23 protein-coding genes are annotated in these 26,267 nt (G+C 64.7%); 10 read left to right on the top strand and 13 right to left on the bottom strand.

The annotated features are described in order from the left end of the window. Nucleotides 1–16: 16 nt before the first annotated feature. From recC to recD, 3 genes are read left to right on the top strand one after another with little or no spacing between them, the layout of a single operon-like run. Nucleotides 17–3,436 (top strand): exodeoxyribonuclease V subunit gamma, encoded by a 3,420-nt coding sequence (gene recC, locus ABDW57_RS07890; protein WP_343729656.1) that lies wholly within the window; start codon nt 17–19, stop codon nt 3,434–3,436. Beyond that, a complete protein-coding gene (gene recB / locus ABDW57_RS07885) occupies nt 3,433–7,116 on the top strand; it encodes an exodeoxyribonuclease V subunit beta (protein WP_343729655.1) in 3,684 nt (1,227 codons plus the stop codon). Before recC ends, recB begins: the two co-directional genes overlap by 4 nt. Next, nucleotides 7,109–9,040 carry an exodeoxyribonuclease V subunit alpha gene (recD, locus tag ABDW57_RS07880; protein WP_343729654.1) on the top strand — a complete coding sequence of 644 codons (1,932 nt, stop codon included), beginning with the start codon at nt 7,109–7,111 and terminating at the stop codon, nt 9,038–9,040. The genes recB and recD overlap by 8 nt, the downstream gene beginning before the upstream one ends. Before the next feature lie 171 nt (nt 9,041–9,211). Here recD and ABDW57_RS07875 read toward each other — a convergent pair whose 3' ends face one another. The 3 genes from ABDW57_RS07875 to ABDW57_RS07865 all read right to left on the bottom strand — a co-directional run bounded on the left by ABDW57_RS07875 (nt 9,212) and on the right by ABDW57_RS07865 (nt 11,643). Continuing rightward, nucleotides 9,212–10,087, bottom strand: coding sequence for a serine hydrolase (locus ABDW57_RS07875; protein WP_343729653.1), 876 nt, complete (start codon nt 10,085–10,087; stop codon nt 9,212–9,214). A 230-nt stretch (nt 10,088–10,317) separates the two neighbouring features. Next, on the bottom strand, nt 10,318–10,539 hold the full coding sequence (locus ABDW57_RS07870; RefSeq protein ID WP_090178885.1) for a TOBE domain-containing protein: 222 nt from the start codon (nt 10,537–10,539) through the stop codon (nt 10,318–10,320). Between the two features lie 84 nt (nt 10,540–10,623). Continuing rightward, entirely contained in the window at nt 10,624–11,643 is a 1,020-nt protein-coding gene (locus ABDW57_RS07865) for a sulfate ABC transporter substrate-binding protein (protein WP_343729652.1), read from the bottom strand. Between the two features lie 215 nt (nt 11,644–11,858). On the opposite strand from ABDW57_RS07865, the gene ABDW57_RS07860 reads away from it, so the two are divergent. Then, nucleotides 11,859–12,389, top strand: a complete 531-nt coding sequence (locus ABDW57_RS07860) for a GNAT family N-acetyltransferase (RefSeq protein ID WP_343729651.1) — start codon at nt 11,859–11,861, stop codon at nt 12,387–12,389. Here the strand turns inward: ABDW57_RS07860 and ABDW57_RS07855 are convergent. Then, complete coding sequence (locus ABDW57_RS07855) at nt 12,386–13,186, bottom strand: class II glutamine amidotransferase (RefSeq protein WP_343729650.1); 801 nt, start codon at nt 13,184–13,186, stop codon at nt 12,386–12,388. The genes ABDW57_RS07860 and ABDW57_RS07855 overlap by 4 nt on opposite strands. Nucleotides 13,187–13,342: 156 nt before the next feature. On the opposite strand from ABDW57_RS07855, the gene ABDW57_RS07850 reads away from it, so the two are divergent. Beyond that, complete coding sequence (locus tag ABDW57_RS07850) at nt 13,343–14,164, top strand: EAL domain-containing protein (protein ID WP_343729649.1); 822 nt, start codon at nt 13,343–13,345, stop codon at nt 14,162–14,164. Nucleotides 14,165–14,173: 9 nt separating this feature from the next. Here ABDW57_RS07850 and ABDW57_RS07845 read toward each other — a convergent pair whose 3' ends face one another. Beyond that, entirely contained in the window at nt 14,174–14,512 is a 339-nt protein-coding gene (locus ABDW57_RS07845; protein WP_176649649.1) for an energy transducer TonB, read from the bottom strand. A 264-nt stretch (nt 14,513–14,776) separates the two neighbouring features. Between ABDW57_RS07845 and ABDW57_RS07840 the strand changes: the two genes are divergently transcribed. Further along, a complete protein-coding gene (locus tag ABDW57_RS07840; protein ID WP_343729648.1) occupies nt 14,777–15,508 on the top strand; it encodes a DUF882 domain-containing protein in 732 nt (243 codons plus the stop codon). Here the strand turns inward: ABDW57_RS07840 and ABDW57_RS07835 are convergent. Further along, nucleotides 15,505–15,693, bottom strand: coding sequence for a DUF3460 family protein (locus ABDW57_RS07835; RefSeq protein WP_343729647.1), 189 nt, complete (start codon nt 15,691–15,693; stop codon nt 15,505–15,507). The genes ABDW57_RS07840 and ABDW57_RS07835 overlap by 4 nt on opposite strands. A 53-nt stretch (nt 15,694–15,746) precedes the next feature. Between ABDW57_RS07835 and ABDW57_RS07830 the strand changes: the two genes are divergently transcribed. From ABDW57_RS07830 to ABDW57_RS07815, 4 genes are all read left to right on the top strand, one after another. Next, nucleotides 15,747–16,157: a hypothetical protein gene (locus ABDW57_RS07830; protein ID WP_343729646.1), complete on the top strand. Its 411-nt coding sequence runs from the start codon at nt 15,747–15,749 to the stop codon at nt 16,155–16,157. Nucleotides 16,158–16,168: 11 nt separating this feature from the next. After that, entirely contained in the window at nt 16,169–16,942 is a 774-nt protein-coding gene (locus ABDW57_RS07825; RefSeq protein WP_343729645.1) for a transporter substrate-binding domain-containing protein, read from the top strand. 3 nt (nt 16,943–16,945) lie between these two features. Then, on the top strand, nt 16,946–17,608 hold the full coding sequence (locus tag ABDW57_RS07820) for an amino acid ABC transporter permease (RefSeq protein WP_343729644.1): 663 nt from the start codon (nt 16,946–16,948) through the stop codon (nt 17,606–17,608). 73 nt (nt 17,609–17,681) lie between these two features. Further along, a complete protein-coding gene (locus tag ABDW57_RS07815; protein ID WP_343729643.1) occupies nt 17,682–19,799 on the top strand; it encodes an EAL domain-containing protein in 2,118 nt (705 codons plus the stop codon). Here the strand turns inward: ABDW57_RS07815 and ABDW57_RS07810 are convergent. From ABDW57_RS07810 to flgG, 7 genes are all read right to left on the bottom strand, one after another. Then, complete coding sequence (locus ABDW57_RS07810; protein WP_343729642.1) at nt 19,796–20,839, bottom strand: hypothetical protein; 1,044 nt, start codon at nt 20,837–20,839, stop codon at nt 19,796–19,798. The two genes, ABDW57_RS07815 and ABDW57_RS07810, sit on opposite strands and share 4 nt — an antisense overlap. Before the next feature lie 20 nt (nt 20,840–20,859). After that, nucleotides 20,860–21,771, bottom strand: a complete 912-nt coding sequence (gene flgL / locus ABDW57_RS07805) for a flagellar hook-associated protein FlgL (RefSeq protein ID WP_343729641.1) — start codon at nt 21,769–21,771, stop codon at nt 20,860–20,862. Between the two features lie 11 nt (nt 21,772–21,782). Further along, entirely contained in the window at nt 21,783–23,153 is a 1,371-nt protein-coding gene (flgK, locus tag ABDW57_RS07800) for a flagellar hook-associated protein FlgK (RefSeq protein WP_343729640.1), read from the bottom strand. A gap of 83 nt (nt 23,154–23,236) precedes the next feature. Then, complete coding sequence (locus ABDW57_RS07795; protein ID WP_343729639.1) at nt 23,237–23,668, bottom strand: hypothetical protein; 432 nt, start codon at nt 23,666–23,668, stop codon at nt 23,237–23,239. Between the two features lie 9 nt (nt 23,669–23,677). Next, nucleotides 23,678–24,781, bottom strand: coding sequence for a flagellar basal body P-ring protein FlgI (locus tag ABDW57_RS07790; protein WP_343729638.1), 1,104 nt, complete (start codon nt 24,779–24,781; stop codon nt 23,678–23,680). Between the two features lie 24 nt (nt 24,782–24,805). Beyond that, nucleotides 24,806–25,471: a flagellar basal body L-ring protein FlgH gene (flgH, locus tag ABDW57_RS07785; RefSeq protein ID WP_343729637.1), complete on the bottom strand. Its 666-nt coding sequence runs from the start codon at nt 25,469–25,471 to the stop codon at nt 24,806–24,808. Then, on the bottom strand, nt 25,471–26,262 hold the full coding sequence (gene flgG / locus ABDW57_RS07780; protein ID WP_176649660.1) for a flagellar basal-body rod protein FlgG: 792 nt from the start codon (nt 26,260–26,262) through the stop codon (nt 25,471–25,473). The genes flgH and flgG overlap by 1 nt, the downstream gene beginning before the upstream one ends. Nucleotides 26,263–26,267: the final 5 nt, after the last annotated feature.

Below are 26,267 nucleotides of genomic sequence, written 5' to 3'. Positions count from 1 at the left end.
CACCACAAAGAGCCCTATGCACCCTGGCATCACCCCCGGCCTGCTGATTTTGCACGGCAATCAGATGGAACAGCTGCGCGCCGCCGTCTTCCAATGGCTGCGCAGCCACCCGCTGGGGGCGCTGGAGTCGGAAATCTTTCTGGTCCAGTCCAACGGCGTGGCCGAATGGCTGAAAATTGCCCTGGCCGAGGAAAACGGCATCTGCGCCGCCGCCCGTGTGGCGCTGCCGGCGCGCTTTCTGTGGGACGCCTACCGCGGCATGCTGGGACGCGAGCGCGTGCCGCCCATCTCCGCCTTCGACAAGGGCCCGTTGACCTGGCGCCTGATGCGCCTCCTGCCGACTTTGCTGGCTGATCCGGTCTTCACGCCGCTGCGCCACTTCCTGGCCGATGGCGAGGCCGAGCGCCGGCTGCAACTGGCCGAACGCCTGGCCGACTTGTTCGACCAGTACCAGGTCTACCGTGCCGACTGGCTGGACGACTGGGCCGCCGGCCGCGACCAGCTGCGCAATGCGCGCGGCGAAGCCACGCCGCTGCCGGACGACCAGCGCTGGCAGGCGCAGTTGTGGCGCGCCGTGATCGACGACGTCGAGCCGCACGAGCGCGGCCTTGGCCGCGCCACCGTCCATACCGAATTCGTGCGCGCCATTGCCGCCGGCGAAGCACCACTGGGCCGCCTGCCGCGCCGGGTGGTGATCTTTGGCGTTTCGGCGCTGCCGTTTCAGACCTTGCAGGCGCTGGCCTCGCTGGCGCGCCACACGCAGGTGCTGCTGGCGGTGCCGAATCCCTGCCAGTACTACTGGGGCGACATCATCGAAGGGCGCGACCTGCTGCGCAGCGCGCACCGTCGCCAGCAGCTGCGCAACGGCCAGGACCTGGGCCAGATTCCGCTGGAGGAACTGCATGCGCACAGCCACCCGCTGCTGGCCAGCTGGGGGCGGCAGGGCCGCGACTTCGTGCGCATGCTGGACGAATTTGACGAAGCCGCGCAAGCCGCGGCCGCCGCCAGCGAAGACGACGCCGCGCCGCTGCGTGTCGACCTGTTCAGCGAAGGCGACGGCGATACGCTGCTGACGCAGGTGCAGGCCGCCGTCCGCGAACTGCTGCCGCTGTCCGAACACCCGCACCTGCCGCCGCCGGACGATGACCGCTCGATCGAATTCCACGTCACCCATAGCGTGCAGCGCGAAGTGGAAGTGTTGCACGACCAGCTGCTGCAAATGTTCGCGGACGCCGGGCAGGGTAGCCGTCCGCTGCGCCCGCGCGACGTGGTGGTGATGGTGCCTGACATCGACACCTTCTCGGCCGCCATCCACGCCGTGTTTGCGCAATACCGCCGCAGCGACCCGCGCTACATCCCGTTTGAAATCGGCGACGTCAACGACCGCAGTGTCAATCCGCTGCTGGTGGCGCTGGAATGGCTGCTGCGCCTGCCGCAGCAGCGCTGCCGCCAAAGCGAGGTGCGCGACCTGCTGGATGTGCCGGCGCTGGCCGCGCGTTTCGGGCTGCATGAAGACGACCTGCCGACGCTGGGCCGCTGGATCGAAGGCGCCGGCGTGCGCTGGGGCCTGGACCAGCAGCACCGCAGCGGCCTGGGACTCGGCCCGGCCGGCGAACAGAATGCCTGGATCTTCGGCGTGCGCCGCATGCTGCTCGGTTACGCCAGCGGCACGGCATCCAGCTTCGCCGGCATCGAACCTTATGCGGAAGTCGGGGGGCTGGATGCCGCGCTGGCCGGCTCGCTGGCGCAGCTGGTGGAAGCGCTGCTGCACTGGCGCGCCGTGCTGGCCGAAGCGCGTTCGCCGGCCGAATGGGGCGTGCAGGCGCGCGCGCTGCTGGCGGCCTTCTTCAAATCCAGCGAGGAGGGCGACCGCCTCACCCTGGCGCTGCTGGACGACGCCCTGAACAAATGGCTGGACACCTGCGAAGGCGCCGGCTACGAAGAAGCGGTGCCGCTGGCCGTGCTGCGCGAAGCCTGGCTGGGATTGATGGATGAGCCGACGCTGAACCACCAATTCGTCTCCGGCGGCGTCACCTTCTGCACCCTGATGCCGATGCGCGCGGTGCCGTTCCGCGTGGTCTGCCTGCTCGGCATGAACGACGGCGACTTCCCGCGCCGCGCACCGAAAGCCGACTTTGACCTGTTGGCGCAGCCGGGCATGGCCCGCCCCGGCGACCGCTCGCGCCGCGACGACGACCGCTACCTGATGCTGGAGGCCGTGCTGGCCGCGCGCGACAAGCTGTATATCAGCTGGGTGGGGCGCAATGTGCGCGACAACAGTGAGCAGCCGCCATCGGTGCTGGTGTCGCAGTTGCGCGATTATTTGGTCAACGGCTGGGATCTGGACCTGCACGCGCGCACCACCGAGCACGCGCTGCAACCGTTCAGCCGCCGCTATTTTGAGGCCGGCGGCCTGTTGACCTATGCCCGCGAATGGCGCGAGGCGCATGGCGAAGAAGCGGCGGCCGGTGAAGCCACCGAACTGCCGCCGTTCGACATCGACGACAAATTCCGCCTCAAGCTGGGGCAACTGCACAACTTCCTGCGCCAGCCGGTGCGCTTCTTTTTCCGCCAGCGCCTGGGCGTGATGTTTGGCGAAGCCGCGCTGGTGGGCGAAGACGAGGAACCCTTCTCGCTCAACGCGCTGAAACGCTATCTGCTGGAAGACACGCTGCTGGACGACGCCGACACGCCGGAAGAAATCGACCAGGTCTACGATAAGCTGACCCAGCGCGCCGAACGCTTGGCGCGCGAAGGCGTGCTGCCGATTGGGCTGATCGGCCAGCAGTACCAGCACCAGCTGGTGCAGGCACTGGTGCCGGTGCGCTGCGCATGGCTCACCTTGCGCCAGCACTACGAGCTGGCGGCGCCCAAGGTGGCGTTGAATCTGGTGCTGGCCGGTGTGCCGCTGGACGACTGGATCGACCAGCTGCGCAGCAACGGCAATGAGACCGTGTGGCTGGCGCAGATGTCCTCGCGCGTGGCCGACAAGCAGGGCAAGCCGCGCGGCGACAAGCTGATTGCGATGTGGCTGCGCCAGCTGGCGGTATCCGCCACCGGCATGCAGGTCACCGGCTACCTGGTCGCGCGCGACGCCATCGTCACCATGAAGCCGCTGCCGCCGGAGATGGCGCAGGAAGCCTTGCGCGAATTGGTCTGCCTGTGGCGCGACGGCATGAACCGTCCGCTGCCGACCGCCTGCAAGACCGCGCTGGCGCTGGTGCAGGACGGCGATCCGCGTGCGGTCTACGACGGCGGCTTCGACGTCAATGGCGAAAATGAAGACCTGTGCCTGGCGCGCCTGTGGCCGGATTTTGCGGCGCTCAGCACCGAGCCGGATTTTGACGATGTATCGCGCGCCCTGTATGGCCCGCTGGCGGAATGGATGGAACACTATCTGACGATAGAGCAGATCGAGAGCGAGGGCGCGCAATGAACAACGCCAATCAACTCGCCCCGCTGACTTTCCCGCTGCACGGCTCGCGCCTGATCGAAGCCAGCGCCGGTACCGGCAAGACCTGGACCATCGCCGCGCTGTACGTGCGGCTGGTGCTGGGCCATGGCGGCGAGCATGCCTACAAGCGCCCGCTGCTGCCGGCCGACATTCTGGTGATGACCTTCACCCGCGCCGCCACGCGCGAGCTGTCCAACCGCGTGCGCGAGCGGCTGGTGGAGGCGGCAGCCTACTTCCGCACGCACGAGCAACGCGAGCAGCGCGACGACTATCTGGATGCGCTGCTGGAATCCTATCCCGACCACAGCGCCCAGCAGCAGGCCGCGCACCGCCTGCAACTGGCCGCCGAAACGATGGACGAAGCGGCCATCTTCACCATCGACGCCTGGTGCCAGCGCATGCTGCGTGAGCACGCCTTCGACAGCGGCAGCCTGTTTGACGAAGAACTGGTGAGCGACGAGCAGGCCCTGTTCGAAGACGCCGCCCACGACTACTGGCGTCAGCAGGTTTATCCGCTGAACGCCGCCTCGCTGGAAGCGCTGCTGTCCTGCTGGAGCGACGTTGGCGCCCTGAAGTCCTCCATCCGTGAACTGGTCAGGCGCGCCGACATCATTGGTGAAGCGGCCGGACGCGCCGAGCCGCTGGGCGTCCTGATCGCCAGCGTGCAGCGCGAGCAGCAGGCGCAGCTGGCCCAGCTCAAGGCCGGCTGGTACGAGCGCGCCACGCGCATGGAGCAGTGGATCGCCCAGCACCGCGCGGCCGACCCCAAGTGCTTCAACGGCAACAAGATGCGCCCCGATTCGTTGATCGCCTGGTTCAATGGCCTGCGCGAGTGGTCGCAAAACCCGGCCAGCGTCATGCCGGACATTTCGGACACGGCCTGGAATCGTCTGACGCCGGAAGGCCTGGAAGACGCCTTCGCGAAAAACTTCAGCACCGTGGTGCCGGACGATTTCGACGCCACCCAGCCGCTGAAGCGGGCGTTGGCAGAGATCGAGCCGTTGTCGCACGCGCTATACCGCCACGCGGCGGCAGCGGTGGCCGACCGCATGGCCGAACTGAAAAAGCGCAGCCGCCAGTTCGGCTTTGCCGACATGCTGGACCGCCTGAACGCCGCGCTGCAAGGCGAGAACGGCGCCGCGCTGCGCAAGCGCATCACCGATCAGTATCCGGTGGCGCTGGTGGATGAATTCCAGGACACGGCACCCAACCAGTACCAGATCTTCAACCAGCTGTATCGCGTGGCCGACAACGACCCGGACACCGGCCTGTTCCTGATCGGCGACCCCAAGCAGTCGATCTACGGCTTCCGCGGCGCCGACATCCACAGCTACCTGTCGGCGCGCCGCGCCACCGCCGGCCGCCACTATCAGCTGGGCACCAACTATCGCTCGACCAAACCGGTGGTGGAGGCGGTCAACCACCTGTTCATGTACGCTGAAAGCGGCTTTCCGCGCGGCGCCTTCCGCTTCCGCGACATCGTCACGCAGGAAAACCAGCTGCCGTTTGAAGCGGTCGGCGCCAAGGGCCGCAAGGAACGCATGGTCGATGCGGCCGGAGATGCGCCAGCGCTGATGATCGCCTGCAGCGCGGCGCAGGACCTGAAGGCCGACAGCTACCGCGAATTCTTCGCCCACTACTGCGCCGAAGACATCGTGGCGCGCCTGAACGACGAACGCACCGGCTTTGAGGGCGGCGACCATGGCTTCGTGCGGCTGCAGCCGGCCGATATCGCGGTACTGGTGCGCGACCGCAAGGAGGCCGCCGCTATCCGCCGTGCGCTGCAACGGCGCGGCGTGCCGAGCGTCTACCTGTCCGACAAGGACTCCGTCACCGACAGCGAGGAAGCGGCCGACGTGCTGCGCTGGTTGTCGGCGGTCGCCAACCCGCTCGATGGCGCACTGGCGCGCGCCGCCTTTGCCACCCGCACCGCCGGCCTGCCGCTGGCCGAACTGGCGCGACTGTCGTCGGACGAACTGGCGTGGGAAGAACGCGTCGAGCAATTGAAGGCATTGCACATCGTCTGGCAGCGGCAGGGCGTGCTGGCCATGCTGCGCCGCTTCATCCACGAGCTGCAGCTGCCGGCGGCCCTGCTGCAGCAGGTCGGCGGCGAGCGCCGTCTGACCAATCTGCTGCACCTGGCCGAATTGCTGCAATCGGCCAGCCGCCAGCTGGATGGCGAACAGGCGCTGATCCGCTGGCTGGCGGAGCAGATCGAAGGCGGCGAGGGCGCCGGCGACGAGCGCGTGCTGCGGCTGGAAAGCGATGCGGAGCTGGTGAAGGTGGTCACGGTCCACAAGTCCAAGGGCCTGGAGTATCCGCTGGTGTACCTGCCGTTTGCCGTCACCGCACGCAAGGTGGAGCGGCGCAACCGCAGCTTCTTTGAATTCAGCGACGACGACGGCGTGCGCCGCATCGACATGGCGCTGACCGACACCGCGATGGAACTGGTGGAGCGGGCGCGCCTGCAGGAAGACCTGCGCCTGATGTACGTGGCGTTGACGCGCGCGCGCCACTTCCTGTGGCTGGGCGTGACGGCGCTGTCGGCGCGCAAGGCCGGCGACAACACGCTGCACGAATCGGCGCTCGGTTATCTGCTGACTGGCGGTGTGCCGCTGCCATCGGACCTGATGATGGAACGCTGGCAGCACGCCTGTCAGGGCTGCGCTGCCATTGGCATCACCACGCTGCCGATGAACACCCAGACGCCGACGCGCCTGAACCGCGTCGAACAACGCCCGCCGTTGCTGGATACCCAGCATTACGGCGGGCATTTCGAGCGTGACTGGTCGGTCGGCAGTTTCAGCTCGCTGGCGCGCCGCACCGGCCCTACCGGCACCATCAGCGCCGCCGGCCCGGTGCCGCGCGACGCCCAGCAGGAAAAGCTGCTGGAAGGCGCAGATCTGCCGGCCATGGTTCAGCCCACGCGGGTGGAAGACGCGCCGTGGCACCGCTTCCCGCGTGGCTCGGTGCCCGGCAACTTCCTGCACGAGCAACTGGAGTGGATGGGGCAGGAGGGCTTTGCCATCGTTGATCACGAGACGTTCGAATCGCGTTTGACGCGCCGCGTGGAGCGCGCCGGCTGGGCCAATCGCCTGGACGACACGCTGGCCTGGCTGCGCGAAATCGCCAGCACGCCGCTGCCGTATCTGAACGCGCCGCTGAGCCATATCGCCGCGCCGCTGCCGGAGATGGAGTTCTGGTTCCCCAGCGAGCGGCTGGGCACGGGGGCGCTGGACCGGTTGTGTGCTGCGCATCTGCTGGGCGGCGCTTCCCGTCCCGCGCTGCCGGAGCGTGAACTGCACGGCATGCTGAAAGGCTTCTGCGATCTGGTGTTCGAACACGAAGGCCGCTATTGGGTGCTGGACTACAAATCGAATGCGCTGGGCGGCGGCGATGCGGCCTATCACGAGCCGGCGCTGATCGGCGCCATGGCCGAGCATCGCTACGATATCCAGGGCGCCATCTATATGCTGGCGCTGCACCGGTTGCTGCAAAGCCGCCTGGGGGACGCCTACGACCCGGCCGAACAGCTGGGTGGCGCCATCTTCATGTTCTTGCGCGGCATCGGCAACGCGCAAACGCGCGGTTGTTACCGGATCGAGCCGGATCCTGAATTACTGGACGGGCTGGACCGCCTGCTGGGTGTATCTCATGAGTGAAGCATTTTTCGCGCAAGTCGATGCGCTGACCGAGGCCGGCCAGCTGCGCCGCCTGAGCGGCGCCTTCGCCCGCTTCATCGCCTCGGTGGGCGACAGCCCGCCGCAGCTGATGGCGGCGTGCGTGCTGCTGTCCGAGCTGGAAGGGCGCGGCCACAGCTGCCTGCTGTTGAGTGAATTGAACGCCGATCCGGCCGCGCTGCTCGGCTGGAGCGGCGACGAATGGCGCGACCTGCGCGCCACGGTCGATCCCTGGCCGGACAGCGTGGCAGACTGGCGCGCGCTGCTGGCCGATTGCCGCCAGGTGTGGCCAGTCGGCGGCGACGATATCCATCAGCCGCTGGTGCTGGATGGCGACCGCCTCTACCTGCGCCGCTACTGGCAAGACGAAACCCACGTGGCCGGCGCGGTGCGGGCGCGCGCCCTGGGCGGGGTGCTGGCGGCTGACGCGGACGCGGAAACCGCCGACATCCGCCGCTGGCTGGACATTCTGTTCCCGCACGCGCCGCGCGGCGGTGGCGTCGACTGGCAAAAAATCGCCTGCGCGGTAGCCATGCGTGGCAAGCTGGGCATCATCACCGGCGGCCCCGGCACCGGCAAGACCTATACCGTGGCGCGCCTGCTGGCCTTGCTGTTCGCCACCGCCGGCCAGCGCCAGGCTGGCTTGCGGGTGGCGCTGGCGGCACCGACCGGCAAGGCGGCCGCGCGCCTCAAGCAATCGATCGACGTCGCGCTGGACGAACTGGCGGAAAAAGTCGGCGCAGCCTTGCCGCTGCGCGAACTTGCCGCCCGCATGGGCGCGGCGCGCACGCTGCACAGCCTGCTCGGGGCGCGGCCGGACACGCGCGCCTTCCAGCACCACGCCGGCAACCAGCTGGACGTCGATGTGCTGATTGTTGATGAAGCGTCCATGATTCACCTGGAAATGATGTCAGCGCTGCTGGCCGCCTTGCCGCAGACGGCGACGCTGATCTTGCTGGGCGACAAAGACCAGCTGGCCTCGGTAGAGGCGGGCGCCGTGTTGGGCGACCTGTGCCACAACGCCGAGGCGGGAGAATACCTGCCTGAAACCTTGTCATATGTACATGCCAGCAGCGGCCAGCAGATTCCCGACCACTTTGCCGGCCACGGCGGACCGATTGCCCAGCAGACCGTGATGTTGCGTGAAAGCCGGCGTTTCGGCGGACCGATCGGGGCGCTGGCGTTGGCGGTGAACGCTGGCGACGCGGCGCGGGCGGTTGAAATACTGCGTTCCGGGCAAGATGGAAAAGTGGTGTGGACCGACCTCGCGCAGTCAGCCGACCTGCTGCAACTGGCCTTGTCGGGCTATCGTGGGTATTTGCAATTAATTAAGAATATGCCGCTGGAGCCCGATGACATCATACGACTTGCTATTCTGAGAAGCTTTGAAAGCTTCCGGATTTTGTGTGCCGTGCGCGAAGGCGAGTGGGGCGTCTCCGGCTTGAACGATGTAATTGAGCAAAGATTGCAATCAGCGGGTTTGCTCAAGCGCAGCGGCGAATGGTATGTCGGCCGCCCGGTCATGGTCACACGCAACGACTACGCGACCGGGGTATTCAACGGCGATATCGGCCTGACCCTGCCCGATCCGGCGCGTCCGGGCGCCTTGCGCGTGTACTTCTCCGAAGGCGAAACCGTGCGCAGCGTGCTTGCCACAAGATTAAGAAACGTCGAAACCGCGTTTGCCATGACCGTGCATAAATCGCAAGGTTCGGAGTTCCTGCATACCGCCATGGTGCTGCCGAAAGAGGGCGGCGGCATGCTGGCCCGGGAACTGATCTACACCGGCATTACCCGCGCCCGCGACTACTTTACGTTACTGACGCCGAACGGCCAGGTGCTGCTGGACGCCATCGGCCAGCGCACGCAACGCGCCAGCGGCCTGCGTGATTTGCTCGGCAGCTAGCCTGCGCCGTCAGGCCGCGCCCACCCGGCGCGGCCTTTTCTTTGTCCAATTTAAGCTAAAAATTAGCATGTTGGAACCAATTTCTGGCGCGTGGCCACGGCGGAATGCGGGCTGCAGACGTAAAAAAGCCGGACCCTCGGGTCCGGCTTGTGAGCGGCACGATTGCGCTGCTTACATCGCGCGGCGCGTGCGTTTGCTTTGCTTGACGGCTTTCTTCTTGCTCTTGGCCGAAGCTTTCATGACTTTTGGTTTCTCATCCGGGCCGGCAATCAGGCGGCGGATCTTGACCGCATCCATGTTGCGCACCGAGCTGGCGCCGGCGTTCAGCAGCACCAGGGTGTTGTTCTTGCCACCGGTCCGGAAACGCATGATCAGGCAGCGGCCAGCTTCTTCGGTGTAGCCGGTCTTGGACAAGCCGACATCCCAGCCCTTGGCGCCCACCAGGCGGTTGGTGTTGTGGTACTCGACCTTGCGGCCCTTGATGTTGATCACATCCTTGGTGTCGGTGGTGATGCGGCGGATGTCCGGATAGGCCGAGGCGGCCGTTGCAATCTTGACCAGTTCGGTTGCGGTGGACATATTATGCGGCGACAAACCGGTCGGCTCCTCGATCACGGTCTGGGTCAAGCCGAGTGCGCGGATCTTGGATTTGACTGCCGCACGGAAAGCTGGCATGCCGCCAGGATAGGTCCGGCCTAGCGAGGCAGCGGCGCGGTTGTCTGACGACATCAGCGCCAGCTGCAACACATCGCCGCGCGAAATCTCGGCGCCGACCGGTACGCGCGAGGCGCTGTGTTTCAGCATGTCCACGTCGGAACGATCGATGGCGATCTTTTCGTTCATGTCTTGTTTGGCATCCAGCACCACCATGGCGGTCATCAGCTTGGTCAGCGAGGCGATCGGCACCTGGGCGTTGGCGTTCTTTTCCAGCAGTACTTTGCCGGTGTCGTCTTCGACCACCAGCACCGACTGCGAGCCGAGCGGTACGGCGGCAAAGGCGGCCGCGGTAAACGACGTCAGCAATACAGCAACAATTTTCTTGAGCATATCGGTAATCAAAAAGGGAAAAGGAGTCTATCGGACACGTCTGGGGGACGTGGCGCGCGTAAAAAGTCTAGCTATACGGCAATATTCTCTAAGGATAGACAATAACATTAAAGTCGCTTCTCGTCTATTGTACGTAAGTATCGGATTAGAAACAAAAAAAGCCCTGGGACGGGGGCGCCCAGGGCTTTTTTCCGTGCACCGGCCGCGGCGGCAGCCGGGACGGGGCTTGATCAGTTGCCGATCTTGGCGATGGACACCTCGGTGGATTTCACTAGGGCGATCACTTCGCTGCCGACTTTCAGGTCCAGGTCCTGGATCGAGCGCGAGGTAATCACCGAGGTGACGATACCGTGCTGGGTTTCCACATCGACTTCCGAAACGACCGGGCCAAAGATGATTTCCTTGATCTTGCCACGGAATTGGTTGCGTACATTAATTTCAGAAATGGCCATCGTGCTTCCTCTGTCTGGGTTGATTACGACGGTTCCAGATTACGGCCACGATGGCCATTTGAGAACGAATGCTTTTGAATATTGTTATTTGTTATAAATCTTGTCGAATTCGCCGCCGTCGGCAAAGTGCTTGGCCTGGGCTGCCTTCCAGCCGCCAAACACGTCATCGATGGTGAACAGATTGACTTGCTTGAAGTTGGCGTTGTACTTCTTGAAGGCTTTCTCCGAGCGTGGGCGCAGCGAGTGCTTGGCGATGATCTCCTGGCCTGCTTCGCTGTACAGGAAGTTGACATAGCCGGTGGCCTGCTTGCGCAGGTTGCGCTTGTCGACCACCTTGTCCACCACCGCCACCGGCGATTCGGCCAGGATGGAGATCGACGGGTAGACCACGTCGAATTTGTCGCCAAATTCTTCGCGCACCAGGTTTACCTCGTTTTCAAAGGTCACCAGCACGTCGCCGATCTCTCGCTGGGTGAAGGTGGTGGTGGCGCCGCGGCCGCCGGCGTCCAGCACCGGCACGTTCTTGAAGATCTTGCCGACCAGGTCGCGCGCCTGCGCTTCGTTGCCGCCTTTCTTGACCACCGAACCCCAGGCCGCCAGATAGGTGTAGCGGCCGTTGCCGGACGTCTTAGGATGCGGAATGATGACTTTCACGCCCGGCTTGGCCAGGTCGCCCCAGTCCTTGATCTGCTTGGGATTGCCCTTGCGGGTCAGGAACACCATGGTCGAGTAGAACGGCGACGAGTTGTTCGGGAATTTCTTGGCCCAATCCTCCGCCACCACGCCGCGCTCGACCAGGATGTCGATGTCGTTGGCCTGGTTCATGGTCACGATCGCCGCTTCCATGCCGTCCGCCACCGAGCGCGCCTGCTTGGACGAGCCGCCGTGCGACTGGTTCACATCCACGCTCTCGCCGGTGGTCTTCTTCCACTGGGCGCTGAAGGCCGGATTGATTTCCTTGAACAGTTCGCGGGTGACGTCGTAGGCCGCGTTCAGCAGCACGGTATCGGCGGCATGCGCCTGCATCGGCAGGCCCAGCAGGACGGCCGACGCGGCCAGGAACGAGGAGATGACAACGCGGCGAGCAGTATTTTTAGTGGTCATAATGAGCTTTCGTAATAACAGGCGTCCATGGTGTAAAATTTCGCCCGGAAAAGATACGAATTTTTCGTTATATGCTTAGAAGTTCACTAGAAAACGCATATGGATTTTTGAAAACATTAGTGGGCAAACAAGGAGGCGCGCTCTAGTCTGGCAGCATCCGACGGCCTTATCCAGCTTGGTGTATAGTCGCCCTTAGTAATGTTTTGTGAGCGTACATGAGTCTTGAAATTCGTATTGCTGCTTCGACGGATGCGGAGGCAGCGTGCAATGTATTGCGCCGTTCGATCAAGGAATGCTGCGAGTTGGATCATAAGAACGATCCCGCCATCCTTGATGCGTGGCTAGGCAATAAAACTCCGCAGATGGTGGCGAACTGGTTCAGCTCGCCCACCAATTATTCGCTGGTCGCGCTCAGCGAAGGCGCTGTCGTCGGCGTCGCCTTGCTCACCGGCGCCGGCAAGCTGGCGCTGTGCTATCTGCTGCCGGAGGCGCAACGCCGGGGCATCGGCAAGGCGCTGCTGACCAGGGTGGAGGAGCAGGCCTGCAGCTGGGGCGTGAAAGCGCTGCAGCTGCACAGCACGGCCAGCGGCAAGGACTTCTTTGCCCAGCGCGGCTACACCGATGCCGGCAAGGTGCGCTCGCCGTATGGTGTGGAGACGGTGTTCTTCTGGAAGCAGCTGGATGAAGACGCCACCTGCCCGAATGCGCCCAAGCGCAAAAAATTCTGCAACTGCAATTCCGCCTAATACGCTACCCGCAAGCTCTCCTGCCGCTCCGGCACCGATCCCACCTCCACGCCACCGGCGAACAACTTCAGCTCGCCAGCGGCAAAGCGCGTCCAATGCTCGTTGGAGGTGAGCGGCTGGGTGGCGATCACGGCGATGCGGTCGTCCAGATGGTTGTGGCGGCTGAAGTCGATGCTGAGGTCGCAATCGATCAGGTGCGCCACCGAGAACGGATATTCACGCACCACCAGGTGCAGCTCGGTGCTGCAATGGGCGAACAGCAGGTCGCCATTCGACAGGATGAAATTGAAGCTGCCGTAGTCGGCAATCTCGCCGGCCAGGGTCTCCAGCGCCGCGTACAGCAGGTGGCGCGGCGGCGGCTGTTCAAAGCGCAGCGCCAGCCCGGACAGCAAATGACAGAAGGCGCGCTCGCTGTCAGTGTCGCCCCATGGCGCGTACAGGCTGGGATTGGGATCGAACAGTTTCAGGTCGCCGTTGTGGGCGAAAGACCAGGTCTGGCCCCATAGCTCACGCGTGAAGGGATGGCTGTTCTCCAGCGAGGCGCGGCCCTGGGTGGCCTTGCGGATGTGGGCCACCACGCTGCGCGCCTTGATCGGGTTTTGCTTGAACTGCGCCGCCAGCGGCGAGTGGATCGAGGGCAGGTAATCGGTGTACAGGCGGCAGCCGGTGGGCGTGTGCAGGGCGATGCCCCAGCCATCCTTATGTTCACCGGTGCGGCCGCCGCGTTCGGCAAAGCCGGCAAAGGAAAAGTCCACGGCGGCGGGTTTGTTGCTGCTCATCGCGAGTAATTGGCACATGGTGTCACGGCATAGTTAAACGATGACCTCACGATAGCGGCGCCACTGCCGGGGCGGAACGAATGTTTTGGCATATCCATAGCTGAAAGCATTCGTTCTGCTTTCGCGGCTGCGCGAATACGCTGTCGACATTGTCAGTACCCCTAGAGGAGTTCCATGTCATTCCCCATCCTGCAAAAGTATCTGGCGCGTCTATCCGACGCCACCGGCGCTGCTTCCAGCATCTGGCTCGATCACGAGGGCAAGGCGCAAGGGCGGTTTTTCAATTGCACCATGAGCAGTGCGTTCCAGCCTATCCGCGCGCTGGACAGCGGCGCGGTGCTGGCTTATGAAGGTCTGGCGCGCAGCGTATCGGCACAGGACCAGGGCCTGTCGCTGTGGAAGCTGCTCGATCACGCCGCCAGCGACGATGAATCGATCGAGCTGGACCGGCTGTGCCGCATGCTGCATTCGATAAATTTCTTCCGTCAGGCCGGCACTACCCATGCCGATCTGTACCTGAATGTGCATGACCGCCTGCTGAGCGCGGTCAGCAGCAACCACGGCCACGCTTTCCGCCGCATACTGGATGCGCTGGAATTGCCGCTGGAACGGGTGGTGCTGCAATTGCCGGCCGCCACGCCGCAGCAGGGCTGGCTGTTGAACTATGTGTCGGATAACTATCGGCGCAATGGCTTCCGCTTTGCCGTCAATGTGAACAGTGCGCGCGATGGTCTGGGCGTGCTGGAGCGTTTGCGGCCGGATGTGTTCAAGCTGGACGCGCGGGAATTGCAGGATAAGGCTGGCCTGGAGCAGTTGCTGCAGCGTTGCGCTGCGGCCAAGGTGGAGGTGGTGTTCAAGCGGCTGGAAACGCCGCAACACCTGTCGGCCTTGCGCGAACTGAGCGCGGCCGCAGGTGTGCCATTGCAGGTGCAGGGGTATCTGCTGGACGAGCCGCGCGCCACGCTCTTGCAAGCGCCGGCGCGGCAAGCCGCTTGAGCTGCCAGATTAGTTCAGCACCCAGTTGTATTGCACTTGTGCCCAGACTGGCTCGGCGCCGTTGCTGGCTGGCTTGAATTTGCAGCTGGTGCTGGCGCGCTGCGAAGCTTTGTCCAGGGCCAGCGAGCCGCTCGACGAGATCACTTTGGTTTCTTGCACGTTGCCTTTGGCGTCCACCAGCACAGCCAGCTTGACGTTGCCCGACAGTTCTTCGTCTTGCCACGAGGTGCGGTAGTTCGGCACGTCGCAGTCAGCGTTGTTCAGGCGGCCGGCAGGAGCGGCGGCGCTGGCTGGGTTGATGGTCGACAGGGAAATCAGGGCGATGGCGGCGATAGAACGGATGATCATGATGGGCTCCAGTAAGTAAGTTCAACGGGAAAACATTTATTCGATGGATGAACTATACCGCGCCGCATCATATATGAATACTTTATTGTTGGAATGCCAGCCATAAGCCGTGAGAATATCACTGGGGACATAAACGTTTCTGATACACAATTCCTGTATCAGTCAGGCAGTTGTATCATTTCTTAAACGAAAGTTAGGACGGTTTTTCTTTCCCTCCGCATAGGCTATAGTAACAATATTGCTTTTTACGGTACGGGTAGACTTATGGCATCGCGCAGGGAATTTCTAGGGCTGACGGCAGCCAGCTTCTTGTCGGTGCCGCTGATCGGCTGCGCTTCCAGCGTGCCGATGCGGCACAGCAGCATTGCTCATCCAGCAGCAAAGCCGGCGCCGGCGCCGGCCGCAGCCAGCAGCATGGCGCATGCTTCCGAACAATCGGCGCCGTCCGGCAGTGGCGGCGGCATGATGGAGCCGCCGCCGGACATCTTTGACGCCCAGGCGCTGGACCTGGAATTCTGGCTGCGGCCGCGCACCATCGAGGTGGTGCGGCCGGCCAGCAAGGAGCGCGCCAAGCTGCTGTACTGGAAGGACGGCGAAATCATTGAATCGGCGTACCAGGACTTGTGTCACTTGATGCGCGACGTCAATGGCGGCAACGAGACCCGCAACATCGATCCCAAGCTGTTCGAAACCCTGTGGGGCACGCAAGCGTTCGTGCAGCGCTACGGCATTGACGCGCCGCTGGAAATCCTGTCTGGCTACCGCACCCCGGCCTCCAACCAGAAACTGCGCGAAGCCGGCGTGCCGGCCGCGCGCCAGTCGCTGCACATGGTCGGCCGCGCCGCCGATATCCGCATCGCCAATCTGAACGCGGAAGTGCTGGGCGGGCTGGTCAAGAGCTTCCGCCAGGGCGGCGTCGGCTTCTATTACCGCGCCGGCCCGCGAGGCGGCTGGATCCACGCCGATACCGGCCTGCAGCGCACCTGGAAAGGCTAGTCGTAGTAATAGGATGAGCGCGGCAGGTGCGAGGCCTGCTCGCGCGTCAGTTCCTGCGGCGGCACGGGCGGGCGCTCCCACCAGATGCGCCAGCCCATCAGCTGGTCGCGCCCGATATCCGGGTGCTGGTTCAGGTAGCCGTTCAGGAACTGCTCAAACTCCGAGACGTAATTTTTGTGCTTCATGGTTTGTCCTCCGTTCGTTTACACTGGCGGCTTAGTCAGCCAACAGGATAGTTATGCAAGACCCCAATGAACCGCCGCGTTTCAAGCCGGTGCCGTGGAGTGGACTGGAAACGCCCGCCGATGTCGACCTGTGGATAGAAGAGCATAACCAGGCTTTGCAGCAGCACATCGGCAAACATGAAACCGGCTATGGCGTCTGCTTCACACTGGCCGAAGGCGGCGAGATCTACATGCAGACCACCCAGGATGGGGCGCTGGTTCTGGATGTTACGCCGGAAGCGGAATGGGTGGCGCCCCTGATCATGGCCGCCGCGCGCCTGCAGGAAGCGCCGCCGGGCCGGCTGTGGGTCCTGCCGGACGATAAGCTGGTACAGTTGATGATCGGACTGAGCGGCCTGATCGCCAGTTCCATCCTGGTCGTCGGCCACAATTTCGGACTGCGCCGCCGCATGGGCGCGTGGTAACAAGGAGCTTCATGCTGAAACGTCATTTCCTCATCGTGCTGGCCGCCGCGCTGGCCTTGCCCGCCACGGCGGCTGACCTGCTGGCCACCGTCAAGGCGCGCGGCACGCTCAAGGTGGCGCTGGAAGGCACTTATCCGCCATTCAATTACAAGGAAAAAAACGGCGCGCTGGCCGGCTACGACGTCGATGTCGCCAGGCTGCTGGCCAGCAAGCTGGGCCTGAAGGTGGAATTCGTCAGCAGCGAGTGGGCCAGCATCCTGGCCGGGCTGGCCGCCAACAAATATGATGTGATCATTTCCCAGGTGGGCATCAATCCCAAGCGCGAGCAGGCCTTCGATTTCTCCCAGCCCTACATCTACTCGATGCCGCAGCTGATCGTGCGCAACAACGACACCGCCAGCTACAAGGCGCTGACCGACCTCAAGGGCAAGAAGCTGGGCGTGGGGCAGGGCAGCGTCTACGAGCAGCAAGCCAGGGCGGTGCCGGGCATCGACGTGCGCAGTTACGCGGCCGCGCCGGACACCATGGCCGATCTGGCTTCCGGCCGCATCGACGCCGCACTCAACGACAGCCTGATGTCGGCCTATCTGCTGAAGATCTCCAAACTGCCGATCAAGGCTGGCGCGCAGGTGGGCGCGGTCGAGCGCATGGGCATTCCATTCAAGAAGGGCAATCCCGGGTTCAAGCAGGCGCTCAACAAGGCGCTGAGCGATGCGGCCGCCGACGGCAGCCTGAAAGCCATTTCCGTGAAATGGTTTGGGGTTGACGTCAGCAAGGCGCCGTAAGCGATGGCGTGGCTGGAGCTGCTGCGCGAAGCCGCGCCGGTGATGCTGCGCGGCGCCGGCTACACGGTGCTGTTTGCGCTGGCCGCCATGATCGGCGGTCTGCTGATCGGCTTCCCGGTGGCGGTGCTGCGCCTGCTGCCCTACCGCCTGCTGGCATGGCCGGCCAGCGTTTATGTCAGCCTGATGCGCGGCACCCCGCTGCTGGTGCAGATGTTCGTGATTTACTACGGCCTGCCCAGCGTCGGCATTGAATTCACGCCGGTGACGGCCGGCATCCTGGCGCTCAGCCTGAACTCCGGCGCCTTCCTGTCTGAAAGCCTGCGCGGCGCCATCGCCTCGATCAGCCAGGGCCAGTGGGCGGCCAGCTACAGCCTCGGCCTGGGCTATTGGTCGACGCTGTACTACGTGGTGCTGCCGCAAGCGCTGCGGGTGGCGGTGCCGGCCATGAGCAACACGCTGATCAGCCTGATCAAGGATACCTCGCTGGTGTCGGTCATCACCCTGACCGAGCTGATGCTGTCGACCAAGGAAGTGATTGCCACCACCTTCCAGCCGCTGCCGCTGTATCTGGCCGCGGCCGCCATCTACTGGCTGCTGAGTTTGCTGTTTGAAGCGCTGCAACGGCGCGCGGAACAACGCTTGAACCGCGCGCACCACTCACGGTAAGGCTGACGCTCGACATCGCCGGCACGAAATGTTAGTCTGAAAACATCACTGTAGGGGGTGTATGGATAAGACTATGCACACTGAGCTGCCCGGGCTCGCGGTCCTTGCCGAACAGGCCGCGATGGCGACTTACGCCGATGCCGCCACCAGCGCCGAGCAAGCCTATTTCAATGATATTTACCTGCTGGCGCCGGTCGGCTATTTCGTGCTGGCGTTTGACTCCACCATCTTGCAGATGAACGTGGTGGGGGCCGACTTGCTGGGCCTGCAGCGCGGCGATGCCGGGCGGCTGCCATTCCGCCAGTTCGTGGCGCCGCGCTTCCACGACGATTTCGACCGCTTCCTGCGGCGCGCCATCAACACCGCGCAGGCCGAGCAGTGCAACCTGCAGATGCAGCGCCACCGCAACCAGCAGGGCTTCCCGGTCTCGCTGCGCGCCAGCGTCGACAGCAGCGGCCAGGCCATCCGCGTGGTGCTGGAGCCGGCCGAAGGCAAGCTGCCGGTGCTGGAGCGCAGCGAGGAGCGCTTCCGCCGCATCGTCCACAACGCCGAGGAAGGCATCTGGGAAATCGATGCCGCCGCCCGCACCAGCTTTGTCAATCCGAAGATGGCGCAGATGCTGGGCTACAGCATCGAGGAAATGCTGGAGCAGCCGCTGATGGCGTTCATGGACGAGGAGGGCCGCATCATCCTCGAACGCAATATCGCGCGCCGCCAGCAGGGCGTGTCCGAGCGCCACGAATTCAAGTTCCTGCGCAAGGATGGCAGCGAGCTGTGGGCCACGCTGGCCACCAATCCCATCTTTGACGCCGACGGCAGCTACCGCGGCGCGCTGGCGCTGGTGACCGATGTCACCGCCAGCCGCGCCTCGGCCGACCTGATCTGGCACCAGGCCAATTTCGACGAGCTGACCGCGCTGCCCAACCGCCACATGTTCCAGGACCGGCTGGGCCAGGAAATCAAGAAGGCGCGGCGCGACAATACCCGGCTGGCGCTGCTGTTCATCGATCTGGACGACTTCAAGCAAGTCAACGACACGCTGGGCCACCAGCAGGGCGACCGCGTGCTGGTGGAAGCGGCGCACCGCATCGGCCTGTGCGTACGCAGCAGCGATACCGTGGCGCGCCTGGGCGGCGACGAGTTCACCGTCATCCTGCCGGGACTGGCGCAGGCGGACAGCATCGACCGCATCGCCCAGGGCGTGCTGGCGCTGCTGGCCCGGCCGATCCAGCTGGAAGGCGCGCAGCCGTCGATCTCGGGCAGCGTCGGCATCGCCCTGTTCCCGGATGACGCCGGCACGCCGGAAGACTTGCTGCGCTGCGCCGATCAGGCCATGTACGCCGCCAAGCAGGGCGGCCGCAACCGCTACAGCTATTTCACCGCCGACCTGCAACTGGCCGCGCAGGCGCGTCAGCAGGTGACGCTGGACTTGCGCGCGGCGCTGGCGCAGGAGCAGCTGGAGCTGCACTACCAGCCCATCGTCAATCTGCAGACCGGCAAGGTCGAACGGGCCGAAGCCCTGCTGCGCTGGCGCCATCCGCAGCGCGGCCTGCTGGCGCCGGCGGAATTCCTGCCGTTTGCCGAATCCGGCGGCATGATGCTGGAAATTGGCGACTGGGTGTTCCGCCAGGCCGCCCAGCAGGCGCGCCGCTGGCAGGATGAGCTGGGCAGCGGCTTCCAGGTCAGCATCAACCAGTCGCCGGCCCAGCTGCGCGGCGCCACCGCGCTGTACGTCGACTGGCTGCAGCTGGCTGCAAGGCTGGGCCTGCCGCCGCGCAGCATCGTACTGGAAATTACCGAGGGCGCGCTGCTGGACGGCGCCGGCCACGTCAGCGAGCGCCTGCGCGAACTGCGCGAAATGGGCTTGCAGGTGGCGCTGGATAATTTCGGCACCGGTTATTCCTCGCTGTCCCACCTCAAGCATTTTGGCATCGACCTGCTCAAGCTGGACCGCAGCTTCATCCAGCACCTGGCCAACGACAGCGGCGATCTGGCCATGTGCGAAGCCTTGATTGTGATGGCCCACAAGCTGGGTTTGCGGGTGGTGGCGGAGGGCGTGGAAACGGCAGCGCAAAGCGGCTTGCTGGCCATGGCTGGCTGCGATTATGCCCAGGGCTATGCGTATGCCGGCGCGCTGCCGGCGCCGGAACTGGCCGCGCTGGCGCAGCGCGGCGTCAGCCTGCTGAATTAGCGCAGGCGCAGCAGCGAAATCACGCGTTCGCGGCTGATGCCGGCCAGGGCCGAGGTGATCGACAGCAGCGACTGGTAGCCGGGCTGGCGGGTGGTGGACACGAAATTCTGCGCCACCTGGTCCATGCCGTTGGCGCTGGCCGAGGGCGCCGCGTTGCGCACCCGTGCGGCCACTTGCGCCAGCGCCTGATGCACCGAGGCGATCGAGGCTTCCACCTTGGCCAGCGCCTGCACCACTTGCTGCAGGGTGCTGCGGATGCCGTCCAGGTCGGCGGTGTTCCAGCTGTCCGGATCGACTTCCGGCGCCGCGGCTTCGGCTTTCACACGGTTCAGCTGGCCGGTCGGGAAGCGGATGCCGTTGCCTTGCACGGCAATGGTGTCGCGCACATTGCTCCACTGCGCTTCGGTGGTGGAAAAGGTCAGCTGGCCGTCATCGCTGATTTGCGCGCGCACGCCGGCCGGCGCCAGCGCCTCGTCAAAGCGCTGGGCGATCTGGGCGTCCGACAGGCCGGGCTCCAGCACCACCGAACGCACATTCTGGCCGCCGCCGACGGAAATCGCCAGCACCTCGCGGCCGCCGTTGCGCAAATTGGCCAGGTTCATGCCGCGCACGGTGAAGCTGGTAGTGGTGCCCTTGCTGCTGAATTTGAGCTGGGCGTCCAGCGTGCCGCCGGAAGCGTTGCTGCGGTTGCGCCAGCTGTTGCTGAACTGGCGCACGCGCGCTTCCAGCGTGCCGTCGGCACGCTGGCGGTTGGCCAGGCGGGCGCTCAGGTCAGCCTTGAGGTTGCGCAGCTGGGCCGCGCTTTGTTCCAGGAAATCGAGCGCCTGCTGGGCGCCGGAAATGTCGCCCTGCAGCGGCTGGTCCCAATTGTTCAGGCCACGGCGCAGCGGCGCCGCCGAGTTGGGCGTCGGCGTGACCGGCGTCTGCGTGGCGGCGTTTTCGCCGTTCAGGCCGAGCGCGGTGCCATCCACCGCGCTGGCATTGCCGGCATTGGCGCCGGGGACAATGACCTGGGGTGTGGAGGTGGATGTGATTTGCATACGCTGGCCGAGCTAAAAGGTTACAGGACGTTGAACAGCGACAGATTGGTGATCTTGGAGTAAGCCTTGTACGAGGCTTGCAGCGCCAGGTTGTAGCCGTTCAGTTCGGTGGCGGCTTCGCCCATGTCCAGCGAGCCGAGGTCGAGCAGGGCGGTCTTGTTCGACAGGCTGACGTTGGCATGGTTGCCATCCAGGGTTTCCATGACGTTTTGCGCGCCGCCGAAGTCGGCGATCTTGGATGCGATCAGATCCAGCGTGCTGCTGGCGCCGTCCATATTGGCGGTGATCGCCGCACGCAGCGATGGCGTGGCTGGCGTGATGCCAGGCTGCTGCAGCTCATTGATGGTGCTGTCCATCTGGTTCAGCAGCGTTTCCAGCCCGGAGACGTCGACGTTGACGGTCTGGGTGATGCCGTTGCCCACCACCGACTTTTGCTGGCTGGTGTTGCCGGTAAAGGTGTAGCGCGAGCCGACCGGGGCGTTGGCGTCGTAGGTGATGGCCTGGGTGTTGGTCAGGGTGCCGGAAAAGATGTAGCGGCCTTCCTGGTCCTTCTCGTTGGCGGAGTAAAAGAGGCTGTCGCGCAGCGAGGTCATGGTGGTGGTCATCGACTTCAGGTCGTCGCCGGTGTTGCTGGCGTCGGCGGCCCACACCAGCAGGTCGTGGCTTTGGGTGATGTCGTTGACCATCGACTGCAGATAGGTCTCGTTGGTCGACAGGCGGATCTTGATGGCGGCGATATTGTCGCGGTACTGGCCGACAATGGCTTCCTCGCGCGTCAGGCGCGACAGGCGCACCGCGGTGACCGGATCGTCCGACGGCACTTGCAGCTTCTTGCCGCTGGCCATGCGCGCGGTCAGCGAGGCGAGCGCGCTCTGGTTGTCTTGCAGGCCGCGGTTCATGGTGGCCTGGAACTGGCTGGTGGCGATACGCATTCAGGCTCTCCTTAACCGAACATTTGCAGCGTCGAGTCGAACAGGGTGTTGGCCACGGCAATCACCTTCATGTTCGCTTGGTACATATTCTGGAATTCCACCAGGTTGATGGCCTCCTCGTCGGTGTTCACCGCGCTGGTCGATTTCCAGTCATCCTCGGCCTGGGTGCGGATGGTGGTGGCGGTCTTCAGCTGCGACTGGTTTTGCTGGCTGTCGATGCCCAGCTTGCCGACGATCTGGGTGTCGGCGTCGCCCAGCAGCACCGTGCCCAAGCTGGTCAGGGTGATCGGCTGGCCCTTGATGCCGACCAGCTTTTGCAGGTTGCCGCTGTCGCCCGGGGTGCCGTCGCTGGAGAAGGCCAGGTCGGTGGTCTGGAAGCCGTCGGCAATCTGCAGCAGGCCGGTGGCGCTGGATGGGTTGAATTCCAGCAGCGGCTCGCCGGCCGTGCCGTCGCTCTTGAAGCCGGCGCTGAACTGGTCGTTGACCATTTGCGCCATCTGGCCGGCGATTTCGGAGATCGATTTTTGCAGCGGCAGCAGGGTGTTCTGCTTGTAATTGCCGAGGCCGCCCAGCTGGCCGCCGACCTTGGTGTCGTCCAGCTTGAACTTGCTCTTGGCAAAGGTCAGGGTCAGGGTCGAGGCGCCCGAGGTGGTCACGTAATCCAGCGAGGCCGCCATATTGCTGACCACCAGCGGCTGGCCGCTCTTGAGCGACACGCTGGCGGTGCCGTCCGGGTTGTTGATCACTTCCACGCCGACCTGCGAGGCCACGCTGTCGATCAGCTGCTCGCGCTTGTCCTGCAGCGCCGAGGTGTTGGTACCGGCGCCGCTGACCGCCACGATCTGCTGGTTGAGGGCGGCAATGCTGGCCAGCGACTCGTTCAGCTGCGGCAGGATGGCCTGCTGTTGCTGCTGCACCGACACCACCTGGGCGGCGGTGACGTTGTAGATCGAGTTGAACTGCTGCGACATGGAATCGGCGGCGGTAATCACCTGCTGGCGCAGCGGGGTCGAGGTCGGATCGACGCCGGCCGCGTTCAGCGCCTTGAAGAAGTTGTCGATGCCATAGCTCAGGCTCGACTTGTCGTCGCTCATCACCGTTTCCATCTGGGTCAGGTAAGGCTGCACCTGCGACAGGGCGCCCAGCTCCGAGTTGGAACGCCACAGCTGCTGCGACTTGTAGGAGTCACTGAAACGCAACAGCGAGCCGATCTGCACGCCATTGCCGGCCGACTTGGTGCCGGGGTCAGAAGCGGTCGCCTGCAACAACACGCCCTGGCGGGTGTAACCCTTGGTTTGCGAGTTGGCAATATTCTGACTGACGGTGTTCAGGGCAGCCTGGGCGGCCAGGGCGCCCGACAGTGCGTTGTAGGTGATGGTCATTGTAGCGGGGTCTTTCCTGGTGAAGTCCGTGGGGCCAGTGGCGGCGTCGCCCCACCGGTCCGATATCAGTAACGGGCGACCGTTTATTGCTGCTGATTAAGCGGCGTGTTAATTTTTTGCGATTCGGAAACATTGCCGGCAGCCATGGCGGGCGCGGGCGGCTGGGCCGGCGGCAACAGCTGGCGCAGGATGGCGTCGGCCACGCCAAAGGCGCGCTTGCCGGCCATCTGGTCGGCCACCAGGTTGTCGGCCATGTCCAGCATGTCATCGTTGATGCGGCTTTTGCCCGGGCTGTCCTCGGCGGCCAGCGCGCGGGTGCCGGCGCGCATCTGGTGCAGCATGTGGCCGATGAAGAAACTTTCGAACTTGACCGCGGCCTCGGTGGCCTTGGCGCGGTACAGCGGGTCCACCGTGTCGCCGGCCTGGGCCGGCTGCGGCGCCACGTGGGTGCTGCTCAGCTGGCCGGCGGTGCCGTTGGCCAGCAGGCGGGTGGGGTCGAAGCGGGTGCTGTCCATGGGCTGTCCTTAAATCACCACCAGCTCGCCCTCGATGGCGCCAGCCTGGTCGAGAGCCTGCAAGATGGCCATGATGTCGTCCGGGGTGGCGCCCAGGCTGTTGACCACGTCGATGATCGATTGCAGCTTGGCGCCGGCCGGCCACTTGAACATTTGCGCCGGACCCTGGTCGGCGGTCACCTGCGACTGCGGCGATGCCACGGTCTGGCCGCCGGCCAGCGCGTTCGGCTGGCTGACCTTGGTCGATTCGGAAATCACCACCTTGAGCGAGCCGTGGGTGACCGCGGCCGCGCGCACGCGCAAGCCCTCGGCAATCACCACGGTGCCGGTGCGCGAGTTGAACACCACTTTCGGCGCATCTTCGCCCACATCGATATTCATCGCTTCCAGCTTGGCCATGAAGGCCACGCGCTGGGTCGGGTTGGCGGGCGCCACCACATCGACGCTGGTGGCGTCGCTGGCGGTGGCAATGTCGCCAAACCGCTTGTTGATCGAGTCGACGATGTTGATCGCGGTCTGGAAGTGCGGATGGCGCAGCGACAGGCGCACGGTCGGCTTGGTGGTGAAATCGGTGGGGATTTCACGTTCGATGTTGGCGCCGCTCGGAATGCGGCCCGAAGTCGGGGTGTTGACCGTGATCGAGGAACCGGACTTGCCCTGGGCGCTGAAGCCGCCCACCACCACATTGCCCTGGGCCAGCGCGTACACTTCGCCGTCGGCCGCGCGCAGCGGGGTCAGCAGCAGGGCGCCGCCGCGCAGGCTCTTGGCGTCGCCCATCGACGACACCACCACGTCGATCGACTGGCCCTTGCGGTAGCCGGGCGGGAACACCGCCGACACCATCACGGTGGCGACGTTTTTCGACTTGGCGTCGGTGCCGTCCGGCACTTTCACGCCAAACTGCTTGAGCATGTTGATCACCGACTGGCTGGAAAATTTCACCTGGGTCGAGTCGCCGCTGCCGTTCAGGCCGACCACCAGGCCGTAACCCACCAGCGGATTGTCGCGCACGCCTTCGATGGCGACCAGGTTGCGCAGCGCCTGCGCGGCGTGCGCCGGCATGGCCAGCGAGAGCGCCAGGGGCAGGGCCAGGAGGAGCTTGCGGAAATTCATGGGGTCACCCGTGTCAATCTAAACTTAGAACGGCATCAGCGGGCCGTTGAAGAAGCGCGTCAGCCAGCCCGGTTGCTGCGCGTCGGCCAGCGTGCCCTGCGCCGAGTAGGCGATGCGGGCGTTGGCAATGCGTTGCGACGACACCTGGTTGTCGGCGTCGATATCGGCCGCGCGCAGGTAGCCGCGCAGGCGCACGAATTCTTCGCCGTTGTTCAGGGTCAGGGTTTTTTCGCCGGACACGCGCAGCAGGCCGTTCGGCAGCACTTCCTGCACGATCACGGTGATGGCGCCGGTCAGGGCGTTTTGCTGGGTGCTGGTGGCATCGCCGGCAAAGTTGTTGGACGCGCCCAGGCCGATCGCCGCCTTGCCGAAGGTCTTGCCCAGCAGGTTGGGCGCGTTGATGTTGTCGGCCGACTGCTTGGAGAAGCTGGTGCCGGCCTTCTTGCTGGCCTGGGTGGTTTCCTGCAGGATGATGGTGACGATGTCGCCCACCCGGAACGCGCGGCTGTCCGAGGTCAGCGACATGCCCAGGTCGGGGCTGAACACGCCGCCCGAGACGCCGCGCGGCGCCGTATTGCGCGCCACGGTGGGCGGTTCGTCCAATGGGCCGGGGCGCACCGCCGGCGGCTGCAGCGAGGCACAGCCGGCCAGCGCAAGCAGCGCGAGCAGGGCAGGCAGTGCGGTTTTCATCAGCGTGCTGCCTGCGACAGGTACTGCAGCATGTTGTCGGCCGCCGACAGTACCTTGGTGTTCATCTCGTAGGTGCGCTGGGCAGCGATCATGTCGACCATCTCTTCCACCACCTGCACGTTGGAGCCTTCCAGCGTGCCCTGCTTGATCTTGCCCCACTGGGCGGTGCCCGGCGTGCCTTCGGTCGGCGTGCCCGACGACGGCGTTTCGGCAAACAGGTTTTCCCCCAGGGCCAGCAGGCCGGTCGGGTTGATGAAGGAGGTCAGGGTCAGCTGGCCCAGTTGCTGCGGCGTGACGTTGTCGGCGATCTTGGCCGACACGGTGCCGTCCTCGCCGATGCTCAGCGCGGTGGCGTTGGCCGGCACGGTGATCTGCGGAATCAGCGGCAGGCCGCTGGCGTTGACCAGGATGCCGTTGGCGTCGACCTGCAGCTGGCCGGCGCGGGTGTAGGCGGTGGTGCCGTCCGGCTGGCGCACCGACAGGAAGCCGTTGCCCATCACCGAAATGTCCAGCTCGCGGCTGGTGGTTTGCAGCACGCCCTGGGTGAACACTTTCTGGGTGCCCACCATGTGCACGCCGTTACCCAGCTGCACGCCGGACGGGGTCAGGGTGTTGTTGTCGGCGCGCTGGGCGCCGGGCTGCTGTTCCACCGAGTAGAACAGGTCTTCGAACACCACGCGGTCGCGCTTGAAGCCGACGGTGTTGGCGTTGGCCAGGTTGTTGGCGATGGCCTGCAGTTTCTGGTCCTGGGCTTGCACGCCGGTTTTGCTGATCCACATTGCTGGATTCATGGTTT

Origin of the sequence: Duganella sp., from assembly GCF_039595735.1 — a bacterium.
GTDB lineage: Bacteria > Pseudomonadota > Gammaproteobacteria > Burkholderiales > Burkholderiaceae_D > Rugamonas.
This window is presented reverse-complemented; position numbering and strand designations above follow the sequence as displayed.